Source organism: Acinetobacter colistiniresistens (genome assembly GCF_000413935.1).
GTDB classification, from domain to species: domain Bacteria; phylum Pseudomonadota; class Gammaproteobacteria; order Pseudomonadales; family Moraxellaceae; genus Acinetobacter; species Acinetobacter colistiniresistens.
Window position 1 is genome coordinate 261262 of record NZ_KE340378.1, and the last position, 24625, is coordinate 285886.

Annotated in this window: 22 protein-coding genes and 1 pseudogene; 10 read left to right on the forward strand and 13 right to left on the reverse strand. The window is 40.6% G+C overall.

Going from position 1 to position 24625, the window contains the following annotated elements:
- Positions 1-271 precede the first annotated feature (271 nt).
- Positions 272-1681 (forward strand): FAD-binding oxidoreductase, encoded by a 1410-nt coding sequence (locus F907_RS14140; protein ID WP_016651474.1) that lies wholly within the window; start codon positions 272-274, stop codon positions 1679-1681.
- A 489-nt stretch (positions 1682-2170) separates the two neighbouring features.
- Positions 2171-2935 carry a nucleotidyltransferase domain-containing protein gene (locus F907_RS14135; protein WP_016651476.1) on the forward strand — a complete coding sequence of 255 codons (765 nt, stop codon included), beginning with the start codon at positions 2171-2173 and terminating at the stop codon, positions 2933-2935.
- A gap of 85 nt (positions 2936-3020) precedes the next feature.
- Here the strand turns inward: F907_RS14135 and F907_RS14130 are convergent, their stop codons facing one another.
- The 3 genes from F907_RS14130 to F907_RS14120 all read right to left on the reverse strand — a co-directional run bounded on the left by F907_RS14130 (position 3021) and on the right by F907_RS14120 (position 4927).
- Positions 3021-3335 (reverse strand): putative quinol monooxygenase, encoded by a 315-nt coding sequence (locus tag F907_RS14130; RefSeq protein WP_016651477.1) that lies wholly within the window; start codon positions 3333-3335, stop codon positions 3021-3023.
- A 13-nt stretch (positions 3336-3348) separates the two neighbouring features.
- Positions 3349-3939: an NAD(P)H-dependent oxidoreductase gene (locus tag F907_RS14125; protein WP_016651478.1), complete on the reverse strand. Its 591-nt coding sequence runs from the start codon at positions 3937-3939 to the stop codon at positions 3349-3351.
- 112 nt (positions 3940-4051) lie between these two features.
- On the reverse strand, positions 4052-4927 hold the full coding sequence (locus tag F907_RS14120) for a DUF4349 domain-containing protein (protein WP_016651479.1): 876 nt from the start codon (positions 4925-4927) through the stop codon (positions 4052-4054).
- 180 nt (positions 4928-5107) lie between these two features.
- Between F907_RS14120 and F907_RS14115 the strand changes: the two genes are divergently transcribed.
- Together F907_RS14115 and craA are read left to right on the forward strand one after the other, a co-directional pair.
- Positions 5108-5479, forward strand: coding sequence for a hypothetical protein (locus F907_RS14115; RefSeq protein WP_016651480.1), 372 nt, complete (start codon positions 5108-5110; stop codon positions 5477-5479).
- A 361-nt stretch (positions 5480-5840) separates the two neighbouring features.
- Positions 5841-7076 carry a chloramphenicol efflux MFS transporter CraA gene (gene craA / locus F907_RS14110; protein ID WP_407636685.1) on the forward strand — a complete coding sequence of 412 codons (1236 nt, stop codon included), beginning with the start codon at positions 5841-5843 and terminating at the stop codon, positions 7074-7076.
- 20 nt (positions 7077-7096) lie between these two features.
- Here the strand turns inward: craA and yccS are convergent, their stop codons facing one another.
- The 4 genes from yccS to F907_RS14090 form a co-directional block, all read right to left on the reverse strand.
- On the reverse strand, positions 7097-9247 hold the full coding sequence (gene yccS, locus F907_RS14105; protein ID WP_016651482.1) for a YccS family putative transporter: 2151 nt from the start codon (positions 9245-9247) through the stop codon (positions 7097-7099).
- A gap of 241 nt (positions 9248-9488) precedes the next feature.
- The gene (gene sodC / locus F907_RS14100) at positions 9489-10070 is read right to left on the reverse strand and encodes a superoxide dismutase family protein (RefSeq protein ID WP_016651483.1); all 582 of its coding nucleotides are present in this window, start codon (positions 10068-10070) and stop codon (positions 9489-9491) included.
- A 108-nt stretch (positions 10071-10178) separates the two neighbouring features.
- Positions 10179-11273 carry an AI-2E family transporter gene (locus F907_RS14095; protein ID WP_005275952.1) on the reverse strand — a complete coding sequence of 365 codons (1095 nt, stop codon included), beginning with the start codon at positions 11271-11273 and terminating at the stop codon, positions 10179-10181.
- A gap of 123 nt (positions 11274-11396) precedes the next feature.
- Positions 11397-12041 carry a ParA family protein gene (locus F907_RS14090; RefSeq protein ID WP_004657565.1) on the reverse strand — a complete coding sequence of 215 codons (645 nt, stop codon included), beginning with the start codon at positions 12039-12041 and terminating at the stop codon, positions 11397-11399.
- A 130-nt stretch (positions 12042-12171) separates the two neighbouring features.
- Between F907_RS14090 and F907_RS14085 the strand changes: the two genes are divergently transcribed.
- The gene (locus tag F907_RS14085) at positions 12172-12639 is read left to right on the forward strand and encodes a Holliday junction resolvase-like protein (protein WP_005275956.1); all 468 of its coding nucleotides are present in this window, start codon (positions 12172-12174) and stop codon (positions 12637-12639) included.
- Between the two features lie 11 nt (positions 12640-12650).
- On the opposite strand, the gene F907_RS14080 is transcribed toward F907_RS14085, so the two are convergent.
- Positions 12651-13271, reverse strand: a complete 621-nt coding sequence (locus F907_RS14080; protein ID WP_016651484.1) for a class I SAM-dependent methyltransferase — start codon at positions 13269-13271, stop codon at positions 12651-12653.
- A gap of 169 nt (positions 13272-13440) precedes the next feature.
- Between F907_RS14080 and F907_RS14075 the strand changes: the two genes are divergently transcribed.
- The gene (locus F907_RS14075; RefSeq protein ID WP_005238473.1) at positions 13441-14004 is read left to right on the forward strand and encodes a hypothetical protein; all 564 of its coding nucleotides are present in this window, start codon (positions 13441-13443) and stop codon (positions 14002-14004) included.
- 39 nt (positions 14005-14043) lie between these two features.
- On the opposite strand, the gene F907_RS14070 is transcribed toward F907_RS14075, so the two are convergent.
- Both F907_RS14070 and F907_RS14065 read right to left on the reverse strand, forming a co-directional pair.
- Positions 14044-14610, reverse strand: a complete 567-nt coding sequence (locus F907_RS14070; RefSeq protein WP_016651485.1) for a hypothetical protein — start codon at positions 14608-14610, stop codon at positions 14044-14046.
- A gap of 19 nt (positions 14611-14629) precedes the next feature.
- Positions 14630-15408, reverse strand: a pseudogene (locus F907_RS14065) (class I SAM-dependent methyltransferase).
- Between the two features lie 121 nt (positions 15409-15529).
- Between F907_RS14065 and F907_RS14060 the strand changes: the two are divergent.
- Positions 15530-16801, forward strand: a complete 1272-nt coding sequence (locus tag F907_RS14060) for a hypothetical protein (protein ID WP_016651487.1) — start codon at positions 15530-15532, stop codon at positions 16799-16801.
- A 66-nt stretch (positions 16802-16867) separates the two neighbouring features.
- Here the strand turns inward: F907_RS14060 and F907_RS14055 are convergent, their stop codons facing one another.
- On the reverse strand, positions 16868-17482 hold the full coding sequence (locus F907_RS14055; protein ID WP_016651488.1) for a hypothetical protein: 615 nt from the start codon (positions 17480-17482) through the stop codon (positions 16868-16870).
- Between the two features lie 614 nt (positions 17483-18096).
- Here F907_RS14055 and F907_RS14050 point away from each other — a divergent pair.
- Entirely contained in the window at positions 18097-18408 is a 312-nt protein-coding gene (locus F907_RS14050; protein ID WP_016651489.1) for a hypothetical protein, read from the forward strand.
- 74 nt (positions 18409-18482) lie between these two features.
- Positions 18483-19838 (forward strand): S8 family serine peptidase, encoded by a 1356-nt coding sequence (locus F907_RS14045; protein ID WP_016651490.1) that lies wholly within the window; start codon positions 18483-18485, stop codon positions 19836-19838.
- Positions 19839-19926: 88 nt separating this feature from the next.
- Here F907_RS14045 and F907_RS14040 read toward each other — a convergent pair whose 3' ends face one another.
- Complete coding sequence (locus F907_RS14040) at positions 19927-20337, reverse strand: hypothetical protein (protein WP_016651491.1); 411 nt, start codon at positions 20335-20337, stop codon at positions 19927-19929.
- Between the two features lie 222 nt (positions 20338-20559).
- Positions 20560-20982 carry a hypothetical protein gene (locus F907_RS14035; protein ID WP_016651492.1) on the reverse strand — a complete coding sequence of 141 codons (423 nt, stop codon included), beginning with the start codon at positions 20980-20982 and terminating at the stop codon, positions 20560-20562.
- Between the two features lie 795 nt (positions 20983-21777).
- On the opposite strand from F907_RS14035, the gene F907_RS14030 reads away from it, so the two are divergent.
- Complete coding sequence (locus F907_RS14030) at positions 21778-24534, forward strand: NB-ARC domain-containing protein (protein ID WP_016651493.1); 2757 nt, start codon at positions 21778-21780, stop codon at positions 24532-24534.
- Positions 24535-24625 lie beyond the last annotated feature (91 nt).

Consider the following 24625-nt stretch of genomic DNA (forward strand, 5'->3'; position numbering starts at 1 on the left):
AAATTCCCGCAGCAGAATTGCTGAGAATTTTTCAGTGAGTGCTGAATTTTACTGGTTAAACACATTTTGTTATTACAGTATCTTTATCCTAAGCTTTATCCCATGCCTGCTTCTATGTAAAATGCAGAGATCTGATAGTCAAATCTGAAAACATCAGGTTTGCGCTGTTCTGCCGAGTTTCTATATGTTGAATACAGTATTTTAAGATATTGAAAAATATTATGTTGTTATTCAAATGCTCTATCTTTACTTCTTGCTAGGCCTGTAAACGATGAATGCTTCAGTCGCTTTAACACCTGAGTTATTGACCCAATTAACGGCAATTGTGGGTGAAAACCGAATTAAAACCGATGCCGACAGTTTAGAAAATTGGGGACGAGATCATACTAAACATTTTGATCCGAACCCATCAGTCATCGTTTTCCCTTCAAGCACTGAACAAGTGCAGGCCATTGTTAAACTTGCCAATCAATTTCATGTCGCGATTACCCCATCGGGCGGTCGTACTGGCCTTTCAGCGGGTGCAGTAGCCGCCAATGGCGAGATCGTGATTAGCTTTGACAAGATGAATCAGATTCTTGAGTTCTTCCCCGCAGATCGTATGGTACGTGTGCAAGCGGGTGTGGTGACTGAGCAATTACAGAATTATGCCGAACAACAAGGCATGTACTATCCAGTCGATTTTGCTTCAGCAGGTTCAAGCCAGATTGGCGGCAATATTGGTACCAATGCCGGCGGCATTAAAGTCATCAAATATGGTATGACCCGTAACTGGGTGCTTGGTTTAACCGTGGTGACAGGCAAAGGCGATGTACTACGTTTAAACAAAGGCATGATTAAGAATGCGACCGGTTATTCGCTTCAGCACTTGTTTATTGGTGGTGAAGGCACATTGGGTCTCGTGACCGAAGCTGAAATTAAGCTTGAGCGTCAGCCGCAGAACCTACAGGTTCTGGTTCTAGGGGTGCCTGATTTTGATGCGGTGATGCCTGTACTGCATGCGTTCCAGAAAGATATCGACTTAACTGCATTTGAGTTCTTTGGTGAGCTTGCGATGCAAAAAGTACTTGATCGTGGTCATGTACAACGCCCATTCGAAACGCAATGCCCATTCTATGTATTGCTTGAGTTTGAAGCACCATATGAGCCGATTGTCGACAAGGCAATGCAGATTTTTGAGCACTGTATGGAACAAGGTTGGGTGCTTGATGGTGTGATGAGCCAGAGCCTTGATCAAGTGGAAAGCTTATGGCGTTTACGCGAAGATATTTCTGAATCAATCGCGCCGTTTATTCCATATAAAAATGATATTTCAGTATTAATTACTCATGTGCCTGCATTTATCCGTGAGATTGATGCCATTGTTCAAGATAATTATCCTGACTTTGAAATCTGCTGGTTTGGTCATATTGGTGACGGTAACTTGCACTTAAATATTCTCAAACCTGAAAATTTGACCAAAGATGAATTCTTTGCCAAGTGTCAGGTGGTGAATAAATATGTGTTTGAAACCGTGAAAAAATATGATGGTTCGATCTCAGCCGAGCATGGTGTCGGTATGACTAAGAAGCCATATTTGGAATATTCGCGTTCGCCTGAAGAAATTGAATATATGAAAGCATTGAAATTGGCGTTTGACCCGAATGGGATTATGAACCCAGGTAAATTATTTGATCTTTAATGCTTGATTAAATAAAAGAAGTTCTGCTAAAAGCGTATCGTAAGATGCGCTTTTTTATAAAACTAATATGAAAACTCAAGCTTATATCTATCTAGAGAGTGATCAAGTATATGGAGACTATATTGATCATTATTATAATCAGCATAATATAAAGTGTATGTGTATTATGCTGAGAGTAAAAATTTCGGATCTATTTTATTCCTGTTCCTTCGTATTTGCAGACTTCTCTTCCTGGATATTGGGAGAGCTTATTCATTGCGAGGTAAACTTTCTTTGTTATGATGGAGGCTTAAATTTATTCAAGAATTATGAGCTCTATAATTTAAAAAGTGAACAAATAGGCCTCATCTATTTTAGTAGTTTTTTATAGGATAATAGGTTTAATCTCTTAAAAATTATTTTTTCGTTGCATAAATTAAGGCTAAAAAATCAAATGGATGTGGGTACAAATAATGAAATCCTCATCTTGAGCGAATCTTAGAGAAAAATATGAATATCCATCAAGAAATCGAAAAACTGTTCCAACAACGTCAAGACATCCCATTATTTTATATCGAAAGTGGTAGCCGTTTATGGGGCATGGCCAGTCCAGATAGTGACTATGATGTGCGTGGTTTTCACCTCCCGAGTAAAGACCAATATTTTGATTATAAAAAATATCGTGATCTGATTGAGATTATGGATGGGGACTTTGACTTTGTTTCTTATGACTTGGATAAAATGTTTGGGTTATTGGCAAAAAGTAACCCCACTGTTTTGGAGTGGGTCAGAGCACATATTGTGTATTTTAATGCCTTTCCTGAATGGCAGAATTTTCGTGATGGATTGCTGGAGCAAATCGATTATAGCGCCTTGTATCACCACTATTTATCGTTGGCAAAAGGTGGCATGAAAGTGATGCAAACCGCGGATAATTTTACTTATAAGAAAGTGTTTTATTCAATTCGTGGATTGATGTCGGCTGAGTTGGCAACTCAGGAACAGATGCCTGAATTACTGATTACCGATCTGTTTGCACAAGTCGATGCGAATGATCCATTACGGCATTGGGCAGAAGATTATCTGGAAATTAAAAAGCAGCAGAAAGAGAAGGCGCAATTGCCTGAAGCAAAACAAGCCGCAATTCTTAATTTATTGGAAAGCAAGATTGAGCAGTTGGCCACCAAGTTGATGCAGAAGGTGGATCGGCGTGCCAGTTTGGAAGCTTATTTAACGGATTATAGCCGTCATTTAAAACAGCATTACTATCAGTAAAACAATGCGCTTACTTAACACCTGAGTCGACTTAAATATTCCATGATTTCATATTTTGCCGGACTCAGATGTAGGGTGTTATCTGTTAAATCCCGCTGTTTAGAATACGAATTTTCACATCGGCAACGTGGTCTTTGGTCGCTTCAAAATGTTGCTGCATATGGGCAGTTTGCATATGCGCTGCTAAATGAGCGGTACTTTGCCATTTCTCTAACATGATAATCGTATTCTCATCAGTGGTCTGCATCTCAATCGCAGGAAGATGATCAATCAATGGCTCATAGCCATGACAGCCATCTTCTGCAAGCACGGTTGGAATAATCTTTTCAAAGGCATCTAAAACTGCTTGGCGATGTTCAGCACCTGCATGGGTATGAATTTCAGCAATAATAGTTAGCATGATATTTTCTCACTTAATGGCTTGTGGTAAACAGCTGATCTAAATGCGCTTTGTACGCTTCGATATAACTTGGCACATTGGGCACCTTGATTACATCATTGACGATAAAGGTCGGCAGTGAGTCCATACCCAAGAATTGATTGGCTTTATGGAAAGGTAAATAAACGCCATCCACGCCAACGCCGTGGAAGAACTGGTCTGGATCGGTAAAGGCTTCCATCGGTGCATTCCAAGTTAAAGACAACATATATTTTTTACCTTGGATTAGGCCACCCGAACCATATTTTTTAGAGGCATCTGCACGACTACGGCCATCACTGGCATAAAGTGAACCATGGCCAATGGTGAAGATATCATCGATGTATTTTTTCATGGTCCACGGTGCACCCATCCACCAACCTGGCATTTGGTAAATCACCACATCTGCCCACAAGTATTTGGCTATTTCGGCTTGGATGCCATAGTCACTGTCGGTACGTGTCACTTGTACCTGATGACCTAAGGCAGTTAAATGTGCTTGAGAGAATTCGGTCAGCGTGTCATTCAATTCACCATTCGAATGTGCAAACTGTTTGGCACCATTAATAATTAAAATATTGCTCATGCGATTACTCAAAAATAAATCTCTAAAAACTGGAACGCATTTTAGGAAATCTATTCATGAGTAAAAATGCATAAATGAGCAAAATACTATTGATAAAAAATCAATAATTGGACTATTCAGCTTTGGATTTTTTAGCTTTATACCAACGACGAATGCCCCATAAAATTGCAATCGCAAGATACAGTGGCCATAACATCACTAACCAAATGAGGGTTTCTCTAAAGCCATAGAGTCCTACTTTGATGGCTTCCCAAATCCGACTGAATAGCGGATCACTGTCCAAGGTGGCAATACGATTGATATTAAGATCATGGGATTTACGCACTTGTGATTGCTGGAAAAACTCCAGTCGAATGGTGCTATAAGCCAAACGGTCTTTGACTTCTAAATTGGTAAGTTGCTGCAGCTGATTGTTCACTGCATTGGATCCGCTATTACTTTGATTGGCGGTATTGAGTTTTTCTTCAAGCAATTTTAATTCATAACGCTTGGCTTCATAGCTTTGGGTATTAAAGTTCAGCATGAGTGGCAATAAATTATTTAAGAATGCTGTTACTTCTGCATTGGGAATACGAACCGTGAGTTGTACGGTGGGGGTGATCTTTTCATAGATATCGACACTGCCATCAATACGATCACGTTCAGATCGGTCACTGACTTGATAATTAATCTGCTTCTCTTCGATGTAACCATTGTATTGCAATAACTGCTGTTCCAGTGCTGATGTGGTTTTTAACACATCCTTCACTTCAAATTGCAATTGTGCGCTTTTGACCAATTGACGATTCTGTTCCAAAGCACTTTGTTGGTTACTGGCCAGTTGCTCTGGATTTTGAACCGCATTGTCGTGAACGGCTTGACTGTCTGCCGCGGCAGTTTCAGTTGCCATCGCGGCTTCACTGGCAGGGCCTTCCTCTTTTTTCGAGCAACCTAAGGCGGTGCTTCCGAGGATTAAAATAATCGTTAATTTCTTTGCTAAATCTGACATATCGGCATGTCCAAACTAAGGTGATTTTGATGTTATAAACTGTGTTTTTCTAATCATTTGTTATGATCATTATCTTTGATGATGACAACAAATTTAATGCACGCCATATACATTTTGTTGCGTGGCAAGTCTGTTTTGCATAGTAGCATAAATGAGCTAAATGGATTGGATGGGTACAAAATGTATAAAGTTTGCATGGTTTTAGGTTGCAGCTTATTTTTGGCTGCATGTAATCAACCTACGGTGCAGTCCCAGCAGCAAGCGGAGCTGCAAAAAAGTACAGCCATGCATGCCGTGTTGTTGGATCAGCCCAATCTGTTTCATCAAGACAGCAATTTAAAAATTGATCAACAGTTTAATCGTGCAGAAAATCCAACCGATGCACAGATTATGGTTGAGCAAACACAGCTCGACGATTCTGTTAGGGCAATACGGACTGAATATCAGCTAAAACGCGATCAAGATAGCTGGAAAGTGGTGAATAAGAAGCAGAGTTATCAATGTGCCAGAGGGCAGAATACTCAAACTTTCCAATTTGAGTTATGTCCATAATTTTGTGCATTATTAAACAATGGATAAAAGATCAGCAAAATTGTGGATAACTTTTCGGTTATACACAATGCTGAATTGGCGTGATGGGTTGTTTAAATTGCGGTCATTTTGAAAAAGTGCTACAGTTGCGCGTGGCAATTTAGCCAAACGGTAAAATATTTACCAATCTCACGTAAATAAATTGTTTTTCCTTATATACACCCAGTGAATACGGTGTTTTCACATTTATCACATGCTGGCTCACAGCATGGAATCAAAATTTAATTTAAATCTAAACCATAACATCTTGTGGTGATGGGCCTATTTTTCTTGTTGAAACATGGGACGAACCTGAGTTGGTTATTTTTGTGAATAAAACATGATGACGAATAATCAGAACATGACGTTAAACCGTATAACGCTCATGTTTCCTTTAGCTTTGGTGCTATTCGAATTTTCAGTCTATATCGGTAATGACTTGATTCAGCCTGCGATGTTGTCGATTACAGAACAATTTTCTGTGAGTGCAACGTGGGCACCCTCGTCAATGTCATTTTATTTATTAGGTGGTGCCAGTGTGGCATGGCTACTTGGACCGCTTTCAGATCGTCTTGGGCGTAAAAAAGTATTATTGGTTGGTGTGGCATTTTTTACCCTTTGCTGCCTACTGATTTTACTGACCCATAATATTGAACAGTTCCTGACACTGCGTTTCTTACAAGGGATGGGGTTGAGCGTCATTTCTGCGGTGGGTTATGCCGCAATTCAAGAAAGCTTTGAAGAACGTGATGCCATTAAGGTCATGGCACTGATGGCAAATATTTCCTTGTTGGCACCTTTACTTGGCCCTGTACTGGGTGCATTTCTGATTGATTATGTGTCATGGCATTGGGGCTTTGTTGCCATTGCTGTCGTATCCTTTATCAGTTGGTTTGGTTTAAAGAAATTTATGCCATCAATGCAGGAAAGCCGAAAGCAACCCAAACAGCCTTTTAGTCATATTTTTGATGACTTTAAAAAGGTATTTAGCAATAGCCGTTTCTTGGGTTTAAGTATTGCTTTACCGTTGGTGGGGATGCCATTGATGTTATGGATTGCCTTATCACCGATTATTTTGGTCGATGAGCTGAAATTGAGCAGTGTGCAATATGGCTTGGCGCAGTTCCCTGTGTTCTTTGGCTTGATTGCAGGCAATATCATCCTGATCAAGATCATTGATCGTTTCCCTCTTGGTAAAACCATTCTGTTTGGTTTGCCGATTATGTTTTTGGGTACGGTCTTCTTGCTGTTGGGCGTGATCTGGCAGGCTTATCTGGTGCCTTGTCTGTTGATTGGCATGACTATAGTAAGCTTGGGCGAGGGGATTAGTTTCTCGGTGATGTACCGCTTTGCCTTGATGTCATCTGAAGTGTCCAAAGGAACAGTCGCAGCGGCAGTCTCGATGTTGATGATGGTCAGTTATTTTGTCGTGATTGAATTGGTTCGGGTGCTGTATACCCATTTCCATATCTGGGCGTTTGCTTTAGCCAGTCTGGTTCTGATCGTATTCTGGTTTAGCTCTCCACGCCATGCTTTGAAACAGCATATGCTGGCGCGTCAGCAAGACGGGCTGAATTAATTTTGGTTTCCATTGACTGCTCACTTAATTTCTAAGCTGAGCAGTTTATTTTTTAATAGCACGAATTCAGGCAAAGTTTCGAGTAAAAGGCTCATTTGTTTTAACAACAAGGGGTGCTGTTCAGAGATCTGCTCTTGCAGATTCAATACTTCAATTTCTTTAAGCAAGTGTTCCACCTGATGTTGTGGAACGGGCGCTTGTTCGATCAAGCTTTGCTTGAGTAGCTCCTCAATTTTATCCAACAGTTGGAGCAGTTTATGATCTTCGATTTTTTCACGTTGATGTCCCAAGGCAGAAACATAGCTGAGTTGGCTATGGCTATAGACCAAATAGCGAAACGCATGTTGAATGAGTTCTTGATTGGGCTGAGGTTCGGTACTTAGACTGGAGATCATATTGGAGAGTTCGATTTGCGCATTATGTGCGGCACGCCGCGTGCTTCGGTATTCCAGATCGAGTTGGCGTCCTTGGTGATATTGTTGTACTACCACATGCAGATAATCGAGTGTTGTTTGATTATTTTTCTTGATGTTGCTGGAGATATTGCGAAAATTCCAGTCTGGCCAAATAAAATTAACGGCGAGCCATGCAATGGCGCAGCCAATCAAGGTATCGATAATACGTGGCAGGATAATACTAAAACCCGCCCCTTTTAAATTAAAAATCAGTAACACCATCAAGGTGGCCATGACGGTGGCGAGTGCATATTTCTTCTGTCTTAAATAGAAAAATGAGACCCCACACAGGACGGTCAGGACTAATTGACCTTCAATACTCGGTACAAAATAAAGAATAGGAATCCCCAATAACACCCCGAGTAGCGTGCCGATGGTTCTCAGTTTGAGTCTACTCTTGGTGGCAAAGTAGGTAATCTGGCAGACAAATAAACTGGTGAGCAAAATCCAGTAGCCATTTTGTGCAAAAGGCAATAAGGAAATGGCATAGCCTACGGCAAAGATCACAGCTAAACGAACTGCATGACGGAACAGGGCAGATTGCGGACTGAGTTGCTGTTTGATTTTTAAAAGCAGATCCTGCGCACCCTGAATATCATCATCAAGTAAATTGAGATGGTCATGATGTTGCTGTGGAGAGCGTTGTTCCATATTTTGATTAAGTTGTAGCTGGGCAAACTGCTCATGCACACTTTTTAAATTGTTGAAGATCAGTTCCAGATTTTTAACTTCGAGATTATTGGGATGTTGTTGTACCCAGTCACGCATCGACAATTCTAAATTGCCTAAAGCTTTACTGGCAGACTCACGCGGCTGATAGCTCTGATGCTGTAAAATTGCTTGGCTTAAATCGTGGCAGGCCAAGGCTTGCAGCTGCATATTTTTTTGAATGCGAAAAATCAGATCACTGCGGCTAAAGTTCTGGTGAATTTTTTCATAATGCAGATAGCTGGAGGTGACCTGTTCATGCATGTCTTGAGCAAAATAATATAAATTCAGCCAATAAATGCTGGTGCTATTAACCCGAGAGGCTTTTAAACGGGTCAGCAAGGAGGTTTTGGCTTGATTCAGGCTGCTGACCACTTGGCTATTTTTCTGCGAAAGCTCGAACAGCAACGTTTCGACATTATCAAGATTATCTGGGTCGAATAAACGTGCTTTGGCTTGTAGTAATTCAGCAAGCTCCTGAAAAATCGTTGAGATCTTTTCTTGCAGGGGCAAGGTTGGGCGAATCACAAAAAATAAGATTGAAGTTAGCCCATACCACAAGGCACCTAAGACAAAATAACTCGGTTGCTGGTACCAATGTGGATATTCACCTAGACCGAACATGGTATAGATCGACAATAGAATTGTGCCAAAGGAAATGGTGGCATAGCGTTGCCCAAGCGCACCCATCATGACCAACGCTGCACTAGAGAGGCTGAGATAGATAATAAACCAGAATTTATACGGGGCGAGAAACTCTAAAATGGTGCTGACGCTAAAAAACAGCACGCAGACATAGATCAGATTACGTAAACGAATGCTGAGACGATCATCAAAATCGGTCAGTGCGGTCGCAATTGCACCTAAGGTCACAGGGACAATTAACGACCCAAATCCGAAATGATGTAAACCGAGTGTTGTGCCACACAGTACTATAAAAATCTGTACGCAATAAAGCAGAATCGAATTGGAGCGAAAGCGATTGAAGAGGGCAGAAAAATTTTTCACGATTGTTATTCTTTGAAATGTTCTGGTTTCATCATACGAATAAATTTCCCAAAGGAAAGCGTTGTTCCCCCGCAACAGGCACTATTTTTTAGCATCAATATGGGGATGATCTTGCACATAAGAGATAAGATGCAAAATTCATGCTCAGTTGTATTTTGTTATTATGAGATTAGAAAAGAAATAAAAATGGCTAAAAGTAGAGCAACTGTGGATAACTCGGAAGATACCCACAGTATTGAAATTACTTAATCACGCCGCAGGCAATACGGTCACCACCACCGCCTAAAGGTTTGGGCGTATCCGAATAATTGTCCCCACCGACATGGATCATAATGGCACGGTTCTGAATATCGGCTAGTTTTAAACGGGGTGCAATTACAGGCGTGGTTGCAAAGCCTTTTTCATTCACGACCAATACAGGTAAATCGCCTAAGTGCCCATTTGCAGGTGTACCATGATGCGCCACTTTTTCAGGATTTAAGTGACTGCCTGCTGCCAAGGCAGCTCCCATTTTTCCATCTTTTAACGCAGCTTCACAGGATGGATTTTCATGGATGTGGAAACCGTGTTCGCCTGGTGAAAGTTTCCAAAGTGCAGGGGTGATCAATAAACCTTTCGGCGTTTGTTGAAATGCAACCGTTCCAATTGAAGCACCTACACCATTGGCATCAACTTGATAGACTTGGATTAACTGTTTTTGATCGCTGTTACTGGCTTTGGTCTGAATCTTAGCTGCATTATTATCTAGAGAAACCGAAGAGCAGGCTGTGATACTCAAACTTAGACAGCCCAGTAGAGAAATTTTTTGAAGCATTGACGTCATTGCGAAGATATCCTTATAAATTATCTTTATTTGATGATTCAAACAAAGTCTAGGATATCCCGCAAGCCAGATTAATCAATTGATGACAAAAGATTAAACAAAATAAACCTACTTGCTGTCTGGTGGGGCTTCCAAGACGGCAACAGGTTCCTCGACATTTTCATGCAGCCATTCACGCCAGATGGCCAATAAAATGGCTAAAATGACAGGGCCTACGAATAAACCGACCAAGCCAAAGCTGGCAATCCCACCCAGTACACCAAACATAATCAGCAGGAACGGGATTTGCGTTGCACCAGAAATTACCAATGGGCGAATCACATTATCCGAGGTACTGACAATACAGATGCCCCATACAATGACACCAATTGCTTCTACTGTTTGGCCTTGGGCAAATAGCCATAAGCCCACTCCTAAATAGGAAACCGGGGTTCCAAATGGGATTAGGGCTAAAATAAAGGTCACGATGGTTAAGAGCATCGGATTCGGAACACCCGCGACAAAGTAGCTGAGGCCCGCCAAAATTGCTTGGGCAACTGCAGTTAAGCCAACACCATAAACGACAGCACGGGTTGTTTCAGAAATGGTATCTAGATAATGATGTACACGTGGGCCAATCACCATTTCCATCGCTCGACTGACCTGCGATAAAATCATTTGCCCATCACGATAAAAAAAGAACAGTGTCATGATGGCAAAAGTGAGTTTGACCAAGTTACGGCTAATTTCACTCAGTACAAAACGGCCATAACTCAAATGGCTTTGTATCCATTCACCGATATTTTTAGTAATACTATTAGGATCATTACTCAGTTCATTGACTGTGCGGCTAATGTCTTGACCAATAATCGGCAGGTTTTTGATAAATTCAGGTACTTGAATGTGCCCTGAAAATAATTGTCTTTGTAAATTCAGGTATAAGTTACGACCTTCTAGTTGCAGCATGAAAATGGCACAAACAAAAGGAATTCCAATCACTAAAATAACCAGACTGATCATGATGGTGGCATTCAGTGTTGGACGGTTTTCCCCAAAAAAACGGCGTTGTACCCATAAATAAGCAGGCCAAGTCATATAGGCAATAATCGCAGCCCAAAGGACGGGAACAATAAAATATTTGAGAATACTAAATCCCAAAAAGAGCAGGACAAAGAATAGTCCAAACAGCAAAACGCGTTGTAATATGGGAGCGTATTGTTGCACGATCGTATGTTCTCTAGTGCTGGAAATTGAATGAAACCATCTTAACTGAAAAAGCAGTTGAGGGAAATTTTCATTTCCCGATTTTAAGATTTGTTATCAAAAGATTACGTTTCTTTGCAAAGCTCAGAACCACTCGCTTGGATCATCAACCAACTGGTTTAAAACGGGCTGCCATTGACTCTGGATGCTGACAAAGTTTTTCTGGGTTTTATCAAATACGCTGAGACCTTGCATGGCTAAAGTGCCATAAGCACTGCGCTCGGAAATCCATGCCACAGGATCTTGCTCAATTTTGCTAAAGAAGTCTTGAATGTCTTTGGAGCTGGCACTATTCGGTTTGACCCGATTGGCAATCAACAGAATTTGTACTTTGCCTTTACGAATACGCTTGATGTCTTGTAAATGCTTTAAGAAGCGGCGAGTACTGTCGATATCGAAAAATGAAGGTTGTAGGGGGGTCACAATGGCGTGTGCTTCGCTGACCAGTTGCTCGGCATGTTCACCTGAGAGTGCACCTGGTGCATCGATAATTAAATAATCTAAATTCTTTGGTGCTTCGCCAATGGATTTTTCATGTCGCCAATCAAGACTCTGAATGCCGGTGACCGTTTCAGGACGTTGCTTTAACCATTGCAAAGATGATTTTTGGTTGTCAGCATCTGCCAGCGCAACTTTATATCCTTTTTGGGATAATGCGGCAGCGAGTGTAATAGCAGTCATGGTCTTGCCACAGCCACCTTTTTGATTTGCGATTAAGATTGTCTTCATGTACTTAGATTTATTTAGCAGGCTCTCGTATTCATCTATACCTTAGCATCTTTTTAGGGCAAGTGTGTTACACATGACAAAAGTTTAATGTTGCAGTTAAATAGCAGCAAGGAAGAACAGGAAGGTAGAGATGTCGGTTTGGTTGGCGATGCTGATTGGCGGCTGTATAGGTGTTGTGATCACCACGATTATTTTATCGAGCACCCGTAATGGACGGATTCAGGCTGAATATGAAAAATATATTGCCGAACTTGAACTCGAGCATAAACAAGCCTTGCTTGATGCCCAGAAGCGCAGCGTCAATACCAGTCGCGCAGTATTAAAAGGCAAAATGGCGGAGCAGTTTGCACCGATCCTGCCTGAATTTCAGTATTTACCCAGTGATGCCAAATTCTTGGGCGATCCTGTCGACTATGTTGTTTTTGATGGCTATACCGACTTCCGCGATGGCGATGGTACCGCAGAAGACATTGAAGTGATTTTACTGGATATTAAAAGTGGTGGTGCACGTTTAAGCAAAGGGCAGCAGGCTATTGCCCAAGCCGTCAATGAAGGACGTATTCGGTTTGAAACGCTTCGAATTGATTTTGAAGATTAAGCTACAGACTCTCATTTTTGCACTCGGGCCAGTAACATTTTTTGGGCCAGCACTGGAATTCCTGCGGCATTAAAATATTCTTTTTCGATAAATTTAAATTTGGCCTGTAGGAGATGGCGCTCCATATCCCGATTCAGGTGGCAGCCGTCCGCAATACGTTTTTGAATTGGTGTCAGTAGCGTTTGTAAAGATTGTATTTTCGCTGAGTTTGGATGTTTGACATGCTCAACCAAATGAAAACTGCCGGTCGGCTTTAATACCCGATAGATTTCAGCCAAAGCTTGATCCAGTTGTTCAATACTACACAGTGTCCATGTTGAAACGACATGATCGAGTGAGGCATCGGCGAAGGGAAGCTTCTCAGCACTGGCTTGTACATGCTTTACGAAGAATGGGGCATGTTGAACCCGTTCAAGTGCCAGATGATAAATATCAGGATTAGGTTCCACAGCATAAAGCGTATCAACATTACCATAAAAAGCAATATTCAGACCTGTCCCAAAGCCGATCTCGAGTACTTCGCCTTCAATCGGCAGGAGGAGTTCGCGCCGTCGATCCATCAAACTGGCAGTTTGCATGACTTGGTTAAGTAAATGCGGAAATACGCGACGTTGATAAAATTGGTAAATCATAGTGATCCATGTGTTGATTCAAATGAGCAATACAAAATTTACACCACAAAAACATGACCAAAGTGGGTTTGATTGTTACCAAAAAAAGCACTTTTTTTCACCATCTAAGCATACTATGAAGAGAAATGATTTTCTAAGTTTTTGGTTATAGTTTGAGGATGATTGAGCCATGAAAAAACGTCTATGGATGAGTTTATGCATGGTTGCTGCAATTGGGCAGACACATGCATCAACGGGTCAGGCAGAATATAATATTGCCAATGGCTTAGCGCCTACGGTGGCCTATCAATCGATTTCAGTTCTCAAACCTTTTGATGGAAATTTCCGTATTCTCGGCTCAAAAGTCTATCAGGATGACGAGCAAGCCAAATTTTCTCCGATTGACTATGCGGTGAGTCTGGGGCTTTTTGCTGATCCAGCAATTGCACGAACCATCGATGTGCGTCAGTATGACCGTTATCTGAACTGGAAAATGACAAAATTACCCGTACCACCAGATCAAGCGATCAAAATGGTGTCCAATATGCATATTATCCCGGCCAATCCAGAGATTGCGAAGCAAATCAAACAAGTGAAACGCGGTGACTTGGTGCAGTTAAAGGGTGAACTGGTCGAGATTCGTGACAAGGATCTGGTGTGGAAATCCTCTTTGACCCCAGGTGGGGTGGGTGATGGTGCCTGTGAACTCTTCCGTGTGAGTTCGATTCACTGGATTGAGAAACAGAATATTTAACAATGAAAAAGGGGCATCAGCCCCTTTTTATTTATTCAGTTACTCAGCTTGCATTTTGGTTTCAGCTGGTTGCGCATTTCTCCAATGATGTAACTGGCTTTGGGCATGTAGATATTCATTGAGGTGATTGACCTGTTGACTGGCATTGGTCTGGTTAGCGCTACGATTTGCCTGTTCTAGAGTCTTGGCTTGGTGATCCCAATAATCATAGAGTAAACCTTGAATATAACGTCCTTGCTCAGTTTTGAGTTCCAGTTCTTTGAGCATTTTCAACGCGGAGTTCACATTATCTTTTTGGCGTTGCTGCTCGAATTCTGGGGTTAAGCTATTGGCCTCTTTCATCTTGGCCAATTCCATTTCCATGCTATCACTCATATCGGTAAAGCGACGGTCATAGTCATCCAAGATGGCAATATCATGCCCATCATCTGCTGTGGCAGGGAAATGTTTAATCGGGGTTTGATTGAGTTGACCAATCGCATCATTGGCCGAGCTACTTTGCTGCTCTTTATTGGCCGCTGGCTCTTTGTCCTTATTACAAGCGCTGAGCAGCAGCACTGAACTGAGTAGGCAGGTGATGGCAAAGGTGGTTTTAAGCTTAGACATAGTTCAACTCGTTCAATAATTAATTTGATATTTTCCGGAAATGGTAGGCAAAGGTCGTATAGGGAAACTAATCTGATCTTGCGCAGTTAAACCTGTAAAATCAAATACAATTTGTTCAAACTTTGCTTTGAGTTGTTGCTGTTCAACGGTCGGCATTGCTGCGATAAAACTGGTGGACAGCAAGCGCTTACTCACCACCTGTTCGACCGTACCCTGATGTGCTTGTTGGAAGGTCTGTAATCCATCTAATTTAAATAGCGTTTGATTCTCAAAGACCTGTTTCCATAATTCACTATGATAACGAGGGGTATCACCTTCTAAAGGGGCAATTGCATCGGCCAAGGCTTTGACCCAATCGACACGGCTATCACGCTGATTCCAGATCAGCCCCAAGTGTCCAGATGCGGTGAGGACCCGATGGATTTCGGTTAAGGTTTCAAGATTGGCGAACCAGTGGAACGATTGAGCACAGAGAATGGCATCAATTGACGCATTGGCGAATGGTAGTTCGTTACTGAATGCTTGCAGGCACTCGACAGTCGGATAGGTTTGTTGAAGCTGCTGTAACATTTCCGTGACAGGCTCGACAGCAATCACTTTGGCTTGTGTCTGCATCAGGTAGGGTAAGAATTTGCCAGTCCCAGCACCGAGGTCAACAACAGTGGAACTTTCACCTACTTGGAGCCGATCTTGCAGCCAAACCGCTATTTCTTGCGGGTAACTAGGGCGTACCTGTTGGTATAGTTCAGCCCCTAAACTAAAGCCTTTTTCAGCAGCAGGATGTAAGGATTGTGTCATTTTTTGCGCTTTTTAATCTGTCTTAACTCTATAAAATAAGATACTCCGCAATCATGGTTTGGCAAAGCCATCATTTGATGACTTTTTGCTACAAGCCTAGGATCAATTTTTCAGTGTGAGCATGGATAAGCAAATAATATTTGAAGATGAGCATATTCGCGTTATTTTTTTAAAAGGTTCAAGTGACACTTTAGTGATTTCGTTTGGCGATTTGATTAGTCGCGCGAAAGGCATGTCTATTAATGCTGAAAAATCCTTAATCAAATATCAATACAATGTGATCGGCATTATGCCGAAGCAGAAATCATGGTTTCCGAAAAGTAGCATGTTGCAGATGCAGCAGCAGATTCAACCGATTTTGCAGCAATTTAAGGGTATTGTCGGCTATGGCGGCTCAATGGGTGGCTATGCTGCAATCAAGTATTCAAATTTATTGAATATGCAAAAGATTGTGGCTTTTGTACCACAATTTTCGATTGATCCTGATGTGGTTCAAGATCGACGTTATGCCGAATTTTTTGATGCTTCTATCCATCAAGATATGCAAATTCAGGCAGATGAAGTTGATTCATCGCGTGAATACATCATCGTCTATGATCCATACTACGCAGAAGATAAAGAGCATTTCTTAAAGATCCAGCCTTTATTGCCTAAAATGCATGTGATTCATTTACCCTTTACAGGTCATGAAGCCCTTTCGGTGCTGGCAAGTTCTCAACTGTTGAATGATTTTGTGGTTAAACCATTTGAAATCACGTATTTCTATCAGCGCGTTCGGGAAGTGAAGAAGCAAAGCAAGTTCTATTATCGCCATGTATTGGATGCCTTATTGCCTCGACATCATCATGCGTTATTAAAAATTCTAGAGCAGAATGAAATCGCTTTAGATGAGCGTTATTTTGATGCGGTACTTAAACAAAAACTGGTACAGCAACTGTTTAATTTGAAACAGGGCACTGAACAGAATTTACAGAAGCTAGGTGTACATCTGAATTTTGTGCAACATACCGAGACCTTAGCCGCCAATGTAGTCAATGTGCAGAATCAGTTTTTGGTGTTTAATCTGGCAAGCTTGAAATTAGAAAGTTATAGCGCTGAGATCATTGCAGCCAACCCAGCCTATCTCTTGCCTTTAAACCTGACAGCCAATAGCTTGGTCAAGCTGAGATTGAATGATGAATACTATTTCCTCACGATGAATGATCGTGGGATTCATAAATTGGTGAAAGAGGGTGAACCCTTTGCACTGGATCAATCGCCGTTGGTGTTTAAACATTATGCCGATTTTTATAGCTTGAGCTATAAACAGCTGAGTCTATGTTGTGATGTACACGGTTTGACTCATTTCATTGAAAATAATGCGGATGAACAGACCAAACTGCAACTTTGCTGAGAGAGGTTATGCTCATAAAAAAAGCCCTTTGAATATTCAAAGGGCTTTTTTTAGATCGGATTTAAATTAGTTGGCACCAATTTTAGCGTTGGTATTGACGTTCGCATTCACGCCTAACACTTTCACCCCGACGTTCGCACCAGTTTGTAGGTTCTTCTTATCTGCATTCAGGCCTGTTTGGGCATTTACAGATGAAGTTTTACCATTCACTTGTGCTTGCGCATTGGTTTGAGCGCCAAGATTTAAAGATTTAGATTGAGTTGCATTTTTCTTATCTGCAATACGTTGTTTTACGTTTGCTGTGGTATCAACGGCCAATTCTTTGCCAGCTACAGTTTTGTCTACTGCATAGTTTGTGCTGGTTTTGACTGCCTCACCCGTTTTATTCGCCACTGTTGAGCCTACATTGCTTGCTGCACTCACGGTTTTTTGTGTGGCTGTAACACCTGTATTTACCGCAGCATGTCCTACATTATGAGCAGTGTGACCAACGCCTTGAGCGACTTGACCTACACCTTGTGCTGTACCTTTGACTGCACCTGTGACGCCTTTAAGCAAGCCACCTGATTGTACATTGACTTGAGCTGAGCCACTGGCATTTGTATCAACATTCTGTGCAAAAACGGAAACAGAGGCAAGGATACTGGTTGTGACGATAGCTGTTTTGATCATTTTTTTCATTGCGATTTCCTTAAGCGATGTACCGTATAGGGGTACTTCATCAACGCAATTGCATCATAGCGAGCAAAAAAATAGAAATGTGTGATTTTCATCAAACGTTACAACCAGATTACAGCTTGAAAACAATCTGGCGAGAAATTGTGGAGATATGTTTTTGTGTTAAGCACGTGAAAAGTAATGTTTTTTAATAAATATAAGTTGCTGTAAAAAATAAATTTTAGAAAAATATAAAGCCTGAGAAAGCAGTTTTTTATCTGATATTTTAGTTAATTAAATATGAAAATTAAGAATATCTAAATTAATTTAAACTTATTTAAAACTGATCAAAAAAATGGCATTTTTATTGCTTGGTATATTGATGTGACAGCATTGTTTTGCTTTTTTAGGCAATGATTTTTGTCATATGATAGATCTTTAGGGTATTAATTGTACTTTTAAAAGTATAAAACTAAACCAGAAGCTTGCTGTATTTTTAGATAACACGACGATTTAAATCGTATTTTATTTAAATATATAAGTGAAATATAAAGTGAATATTAAAATTTATTCGCATTATGCATAGAAAAAGAACTGAAAACCAAGTCATGGCCAATAAAGAGCGCTGGAGAATATAAATGAAACAGATTGCAGCCTTCCTACTTGTATTAATCGGGCTCGGTGTGGTGGTTTTTTATTTTGAACCAGCAGAATCGAACAGTTCAGCAGCTGATACTGCGATTTATCAAATTCACCCTGAACAATCAGGGGTAAGTGCAACCGTTTTACATCCACAGGAGAAGAAAGCCACAGAACATACCACCTCAACCATGTTGAATAAATTGGATAAAACTCAAAAAGCTGACCAATTTTATGACACCAAAAGCGATCCTTCGATACAACCGATTGATCCTGAAACTGATCCAGCAAACGAAATTAAAACACTTTAAATGATCTGAATTTCTTTACCCAAGAAAAACAGGCAATAAAACAGTTCTTTATCCAAGAACGACGGAGATGAATAGTGAACAATAAAACTTTATTACTTTTAAGCTTATGTACTCTTATCACCACGACCACCTCAGCCGCGACACTGAATGCGGTGCAACTCAAACAAAGTCTTAGCTCAGCAGCATTAAACAAGGTCGAGAAAGGTAAAATTAATCTTGCTGCCTTGCTCGATAATGATTCAAATGATTTATTGATTGAATATGAGAGCAGTGCAACGCGCACTGCTTTGGGGCGAGAAAAACGTAGCCTGATTGCAGAGGGTAAAAACCAGTTTAAAAATAAATTTGGCAAAGCAGCTGGCTTTCAAACCTTAAGAGAGTTTAATGGCTTACCTTTGGGCTTATATCGTATTCAGAATCGGGAAACGCTGGCACAGGTTTTAAATGATCCGAATGTCAAAGGTGTTTATCCAAATCGTAAAAATGTGCCAACGACCATGCAAAGTTTGCCCTTAATCAATCAGCCACAAGCGGTGAGTAATGGCTTTACTGGAGAAGGCAGCAGTGTGGTGGTCATTGATACAGGGGTAAATTATAAACATGCTGACTTTGGCTGTACCGCAGTCAATACCCCAGCTTCAAGCTGTCGCGTGGTCTATGCTTTTGATAGCGCACCTGACGATAACAGCTTAGATGATGATGGACATGGTAGTAACGTTTCAGCCATTGTTGCCAAAGTTGCAAGTAAAACCAAAATTATTGGAATTGATGCTTTTAGAAAGGTGAGATCACAGGGACAATTAGTGAGTACGGCTTATGATAGCGATATTCTGGCGGGTATCAATTGGGCTGTGAATAATGCACAAACTTATAATATTAAAGCGATTAATTTAAGTTTGGGGACGCCTGGGGTGAAATATACCTCTGAATGCAGTAACAGTAGTTATGGCACTGCATTTGCCAATGCACGAGCAGCAGGTGTCGTGCCTGTAGTGGCTTCGGGTAATGACGCCTTTGCTGATGGGATTTCTTCTCCTGCGTGTGTGGCAGGTGCGGTTCGCGTCGGTGCAGTCTATGATAGCAATATTGGCGGCGTATCGTGGGGCAATCCGTTGAAGTGTTCTGATCCAACCACAGCAGCCGATAAAATTACCTGCTTTAGTAATGGTGGCTCGTTGGTGACTTTATTGGCGCCAGGCGCGATGATTACCGCAGGCGGTGAAACTCAAGGTGGTACTTCACAAGCTGCACCGCATGTGGCTGGCGCAATTGCCTTATTACGTGCCAACGGTGTGACGCCATCCGAAAGCATTGATCAAACGGTGAATCGCTTAAGAGTGACGGGTAAACCAATTACCGATACGCGCACGGGTTTAGTGTTCCCACGTATTGACTTACTTGCTGCAACCAGTGGGCTTAGTTCAAATTAAGGTGATTGTGTAGTTAAAAGATTGATCTAAAATAGTTTAAAAGCCATAACGCGTTGCAGCTAGAGATAGATGCAACGCGTTTTTTTAGTTAATGGCACTGTGCTAGGTTACTGGTGCTAAAATTACTTTGTAGTTTTTGAAAATTGGCTTGAGCAGTCGCATCTTGTACATCAAAGGCGGTTGCGATTGCCGGTTGGCCAAGCATTTTATCTTTATAGTATTGCGTTGTAGAGTTTGCTGAAATTAACCCATGTTGATTAAAGACCCAATGTTCAACTGCCTGACCCCCCTCGAAATAGCCGGTAAATTCGATCAGACAGTGATGATCATGTTTGATTAATTTTGCAATATTACCTTGCGTTGAGGGTGTCGCACCAATATTTTTCACTTGTTGTAAGGGCTGGGTGATGTTGCTCTGGGTAGAAAGTGTCGAACAAGCAGTAAAACTGATTGCACTGACGCAGCAAAGTAGACTGGTTTTGAGAGGGTGTTGGGTCATATGCAAAAATTCCGATCCTATGAATTTATGCGTTTGAGTGTGTCGGCAAAGTCCGTGAAATTCAATGAATGTTTTGAGTAAGCACTGTAAATTTAAGGCTTATTTTTTCAAATCCATATTGTGCCGTTTTTATGTAGTGGTATTGGACAGGGCTCAAGTTCGTTGATGTTGGATTAAATTTGAAGAAATAAAAAAGCCTCTACGTTATCGAGGCCTTGGTATTTAGTTTTTTGAGGACTGACTGAGTTCAGCACGTTCAATCGGGACATTACCCTCATTGGTCCCTACGACAGCATCTTTGGTGTCTTGCCATTTCTTAGCCGTGTATTGCTTGGCTTTTTCGGTTTGCTCTTGCACGATTTCAGCTTGTTCAGCTGAGTATTCTTTGGTGCTTTTCCATTTTTCACTCATCTTTTGCGAGGTGTTATCCGATGCGCCTTGGATTGAATCACCTAAATTCTGCATACCTTTACCTGTTTTATAGAGCAGGATACGACCTAGACTTGGGTTATCGCCATAGGGCATGGCTTTTTCAGGCACAGCATTGGGTGCATTCGCTGTTGTGCTGGTTGTCTCTGCTGCCCAGAGAGAAGACGATGCCGCCAGTGCAGTGGTTAAACATAATAGTTGTACTTTATTCATCATCTTATCTGTCCTTTCCGCGATAGTGCCGCAATCGAGATTTTATATCTTATCGTTTGGTAGAAGAAAAGAGTGGGGGTGATATGAAATTGATACAGTGCGTAAATATTCTGCCTATCCCCAGTTTGATAGCTCATATGTTTGTAGCATATTCGCCCCCTGATCAAATCAAGAAGATTGGGTTGCTAATCTGACATTTTATGATCGTTGACGCCTTGTTTTCCTCATGCTAGTTTTAATTCAATACAAATCAATATCTTCACATTTTATTTTAAATCAGAATAGGTATCTTATGAGGCAGGATTTGGAATCTTATGTGTCACTTCTGCCGCATAAAAGTAGTTAGGCCTACTTAAGGATCAAGTATGGATGATATACAGACATGCTCTCCAAGATCCAATCTGAGCGTGAGGCTAAAATCATTGAGCATAAGAAACATCTCGAATCCGATGAGTATCAGAGTTCTAGAAGTGGTTACTTTCGACTTCATAAAAGATATTAAGTCATGTTTAATGTATTGCAGCCGAGGCATTGATTTCCGAGATAACTCTCTTTCGCTTAGTCATATTGATGATTATTTCATGTCAGCGATTATGATCTTGATGATGCTCAGAGAAGGAGCGATAAATCCCGCGAAACGAGAAATGCGCTATCTCATTGATTCGAGCATGCGATACTTGTTTGTAGATCAGCAATTGTGGAGAGGAAAGGGCTTGGCCTGACAAGGTATTGCAGCGGACAAGCCGCTGAATGCGGCGTTATGTGCTGTAGGTAGTTCCTTCTGAGAATGGAAGTAAAATGAAACAAGAAGTACGAAACTCTTATATTGCTAGGTTAAGTGAAGAAATTTCTGGTTCTCTTGCAGGGAATAACTTTGAACGTTTTGGCTATATCATTTCGGATCATTACTTTTCAGACTATGAAATGATAAATAAAGGCACTAATGTTGACGGTGCACCAGTAGGGCATATTGTAGACAGTGTATCCACAGATGCGTCTGTGGTAACAGAATACAGTTCCGAGAAAGACTATTTCAGTAACTTAAAAAAGATAAAGAAAGACATAAAACACTCATTCAATCATTACAAAGGTTCTTTAACTAAATTACTCTTGCTTGGAAGCAGTAGTTGTAGACCCAAAATGCAGACTCTTTTGAATAAGAGAGCAGCCCGCATTAAGAAGCACTTAAATTTTGAAATTATAGTTTGGGATTCCAGAATGATCTCAGAGTACATAATTGATGAAATGCTATTCGATGAATCGGACATTGGGCGCCTTAGTTACTATTTGCCATATCTAAGGCAAATTCGTAATGAGTCGATACTAAACCTTTCTTTACCGCAAAAGTTTGATAAGTATGTATCCAGAGAAGAAATTGAAGATCCATTAGTTGAACGACTACAAAGTGGAGAATCTATAGTAATTTCCGGCCTAGGTGGAAGCGGAAAGTCTAGTTTGGCAAACTCCATAGCTCATAAGATAAAGGATGATTTTGAAATTGTAATTTGGTTGGATGCATCAAGCGTTGAGCGATTAGAAGACTTAGGCGCTTGGGATCTATACCGCAATAGTCATATTTTAAATTTGCTTGGAATAATTAAGAGTCGTAGATGTTTGTTGATATTGGACAATCTATCAATAAATTCTTCAACTGAAGAACTGGAAGGGATATGTAGTAACAATTCTGTAATTATAGCTACAAGAAGAGAAGTTCATTTTTCATCTGATTATAATCTTCCATTGTTGGACGAAAATTCTGCAAGACAAATACTTGAGAACAATATTGGCACTGCGTGTCCAGATGAGATTTTCGCATTGCTTTACGAATTAATAGGCGGCTACCCGCTTGTATATTCCCTTATGAACGCAAACTTAATAAGTGGCGAATATGAATGGGAAGATATACGGCTAGATTGTGATTCTATTCATCAATATTCAGATGATAAAAATAAGCTATTAGCGGAACGTCTTCTTGGGCACCTTGGTGAGGCTTATAAAAATGAACTTAGCTTCATTCGGAGCTGTCGAGGGAAGCAAATTGATTCATCTTTTGCAAAGTCAGCGATTAGACCAATCGGAATATCAAAGTTAAAAAGGTCAGCAGTATTAACCCAAGCATCTCGTGACCTGCTGAAGATACACGATATTGTTTATGAGATTTTAGGTCATATAAATCTGGATGACTTTGATATTTCGAATGAGATGTCAGATTATTTGACAGACAAAAGAGAAAAAGATTGGTCGAGTTTTCTTAAGGTCTCATGTAGACATGAAGAGCTAATTAGCTATTTACTAAAAGAAAATAAAACTGAGATTCTTCAATATTCTCATATTATTTCAAGAAATCCCGCAGATGTAGAAATCACCTGTCTGCAAAATTTGGATGAACAGCTAGACTCTATTCGTGGTGCTTGTAACAATCAAAGTGTGAGCATTAAGGCTTCACTAATTCTTGAAACTATCGAAGTGTTATATAGGGTGACGAGAGATGGAGAAGGAGAAAACTCTTGGGAGAAAGCTCAAGCCTTTCTTAAAACGAGCCTTTCAATTTATGATGAGCTAGTTAGCTTGGAATTTGTTGATGCAAGCCTAAAGGCAATTATTAAACACCATAAAGCAAAAGCCTTGCTCTGGATAAATGATGAAGAAAGTAAATGTCAGGCTAAAATTATTTTTTCAGAGCTGAGCAGTCAAGAAACCCATCTTCGAGAAGCGCAACTTCAACTCGCGAGAATACTTATAAAAGAAAATGACTCAGATGGGGCAAAAGATTTAATCGAGTCGATTCTAGATTCACCTAATTCTCAGGATAATAAAGCTTCTATATCTGTGTATTTGGCTACTTTTGAGCTTCTTTCTCGTAAGCAGTTATCTACTTTTAGATCAGAGTTTAATAACAGATTTTCAAGAACTGTTTCTGAGTTAATAAAGGAATCTATGTCATATGGATATGACCAAGCTTATAGAGCGTTTTCAGTGTTTTCACAGAACTGGTCTTTCCAAAAGCCAGAGGAATTTTTAGATCTATTTGGATCCTTATCACTACCCAATGCTAGAGGTATGAAGGATGATTATGCGAAAAGATCTATTGCGAATTTATATCTGCAAGCAGGGAAAGTGTATGAGTCGCAATGTATGGAAAAAGCTAAACCAATGTTCTTCTTGGCACTGGAATATTACGATCATATTGGAAATAAAAATGCGTTTGATAAGCGACGTATTGCAGAAATTTATTGTAGAGCTTGTGAGCATGAAACATCGGAAAAAAATAGTTTGGCTCTATTTGAGGAGAATAATGAAGATCCATTTGTTCTTTATTGGCTCTCAAAAGCCCAGTTTAACTTAGATAAGTTTCCTGATTCTTTGTTAAATATAGAGGCGGCTATTAATTACTTAAAGACTGATAATGTTCAATATAAATCATCATTTTTAGAACTCCAGAGCGATATTCTAAAAGGACGTGGTGATGAAAACTATGTCGAAATACTGAAAGAGGCAATTGCGGTTTGTGATGATGATAAATATAAGGGAATGCTAATTGATAAGCTTCCTTGAATTGTCTAGTAAACGTAAGCACATGCATATGACTGCAGCTATGATGTGAGCGTTAGAATCCTCAGGAGAGATTAGATGAATAATGAACCAA

Bases quoted from the DNA above. Each gene is read 5' to 3' on its own strand.
- F907_RS14140 (WP_016651474.1), top strand. From the start codon at position 272: ATGAATGCTTCAGTCGCTTTAACACCTGAGTTATTGACCCAATTAACG.
- F907_RS14135 (WP_016651476.1), top strand. From the start codon at position 2,171: ATGAATATCCATCAAGAAATCGAAAAACTGTTCCAACAACGTCAAGAC.
- F907_RS14130 (WP_016651477.1), bottom strand. From the start codon at position 3,335: ATGCTAACTATTATTGCTGAAATTCATACCCATGCAGGTGCTGAACAT.
- F907_RS14125 (WP_016651478.1), bottom strand. From the start codon at position 3,939: ATGAGCAATATTTTAATTATTAATGGTGCCAAACAGTTTGCACATTCG.
- F907_RS14120 (WP_016651479.1), bottom strand. From the start codon at position 4,927: ATGTCAGATTTAGCAAAGAAATTAACGATTATTTTAATCCTCGGAAGC.
- F907_RS14115 (WP_016651480.1), top strand. From the start codon at position 5,108: ATGTATAAAGTTTGCATGGTTTTAGGTTGCAGCTTATTTTTGGCTGCA.
- craA (WP_407636685.1), top strand. From the start codon at position 5,841: ATGACGAATAATCAGAACATGACGTTAAACCGTATAACGCTCATGTTT.
- sodC (WP_016651483.1), bottom strand. From the start codon at position 10,070: ATGACGTCAATGCTTCAAAAAATTTCTCTACTGGGCTGTCTAAGTTTG.
- F907_RS14090 (WP_004657565.1), bottom strand. From the start codon at position 12,041: ATGAAGACAATCTTAATCGCAAATCAAAAAGGTGGCTGTGGCAAGACC.
- F907_RS14085 (WP_005275956.1), top strand. From the start codon at position 12,172: ATGTCGGTTTGGTTGGCGATGCTGATTGGCGGCTGTATAGGTGTTGTG.
- F907_RS14080 (WP_016651484.1), bottom strand. From the start codon at position 13,271: ATGATTTACCAATTTTATCAACGTCGCGTATTTCCGCATTTACTTAAC.
- F907_RS14075 (WP_005238473.1), top strand. From the start codon at position 13,441: ATGAAAAAACGTCTATGGATGAGTTTATGCATGGTTGCTGCAATTGGG.
- F907_RS14070 (WP_016651485.1), bottom strand. From the start codon at position 14,610: ATGTCTAAGCTTAAAACCACCTTTGCCATCACCTGCCTACTCAGTTCA.
- F907_RS14060 (WP_016651487.1), top strand. From the start codon at position 15,530: ATGGATAAGCAAATAATATTTGAAGATGAGCATATTCGCGTTATTTTT.
- F907_RS14055 (WP_016651488.1), bottom strand. From the start codon at position 17,482: ATGAAAAAAATGATCAAAACAGCTATCGTCACAACCAGTATCCTTGCC.
- F907_RS14050 (WP_016651489.1), top strand. From the start codon at position 18,097: ATGAAACAGATTGCAGCCTTCCTACTTGTATTAATCGGGCTCGGTGTG.
- F907_RS14040 (WP_016651491.1), bottom strand. From the start codon at position 20,337: ATGACCCAACACCCTCTCAAAACCAGTCTACTTTGCTGCGTCAGTGCA.
- F907_RS14035 (WP_016651492.1), bottom strand. From the start codon at position 20,982: ATGATGAATAAAGTACAACTATTATGTTTAACCACTGCACTGGCGGCA.
- F907_RS14030 (WP_016651493.1), top strand. From the start codon at position 21,778: ATGAAACAAGAAGTACGAAACTCTTATATTGCTAGGTTAAGTGAAGAA.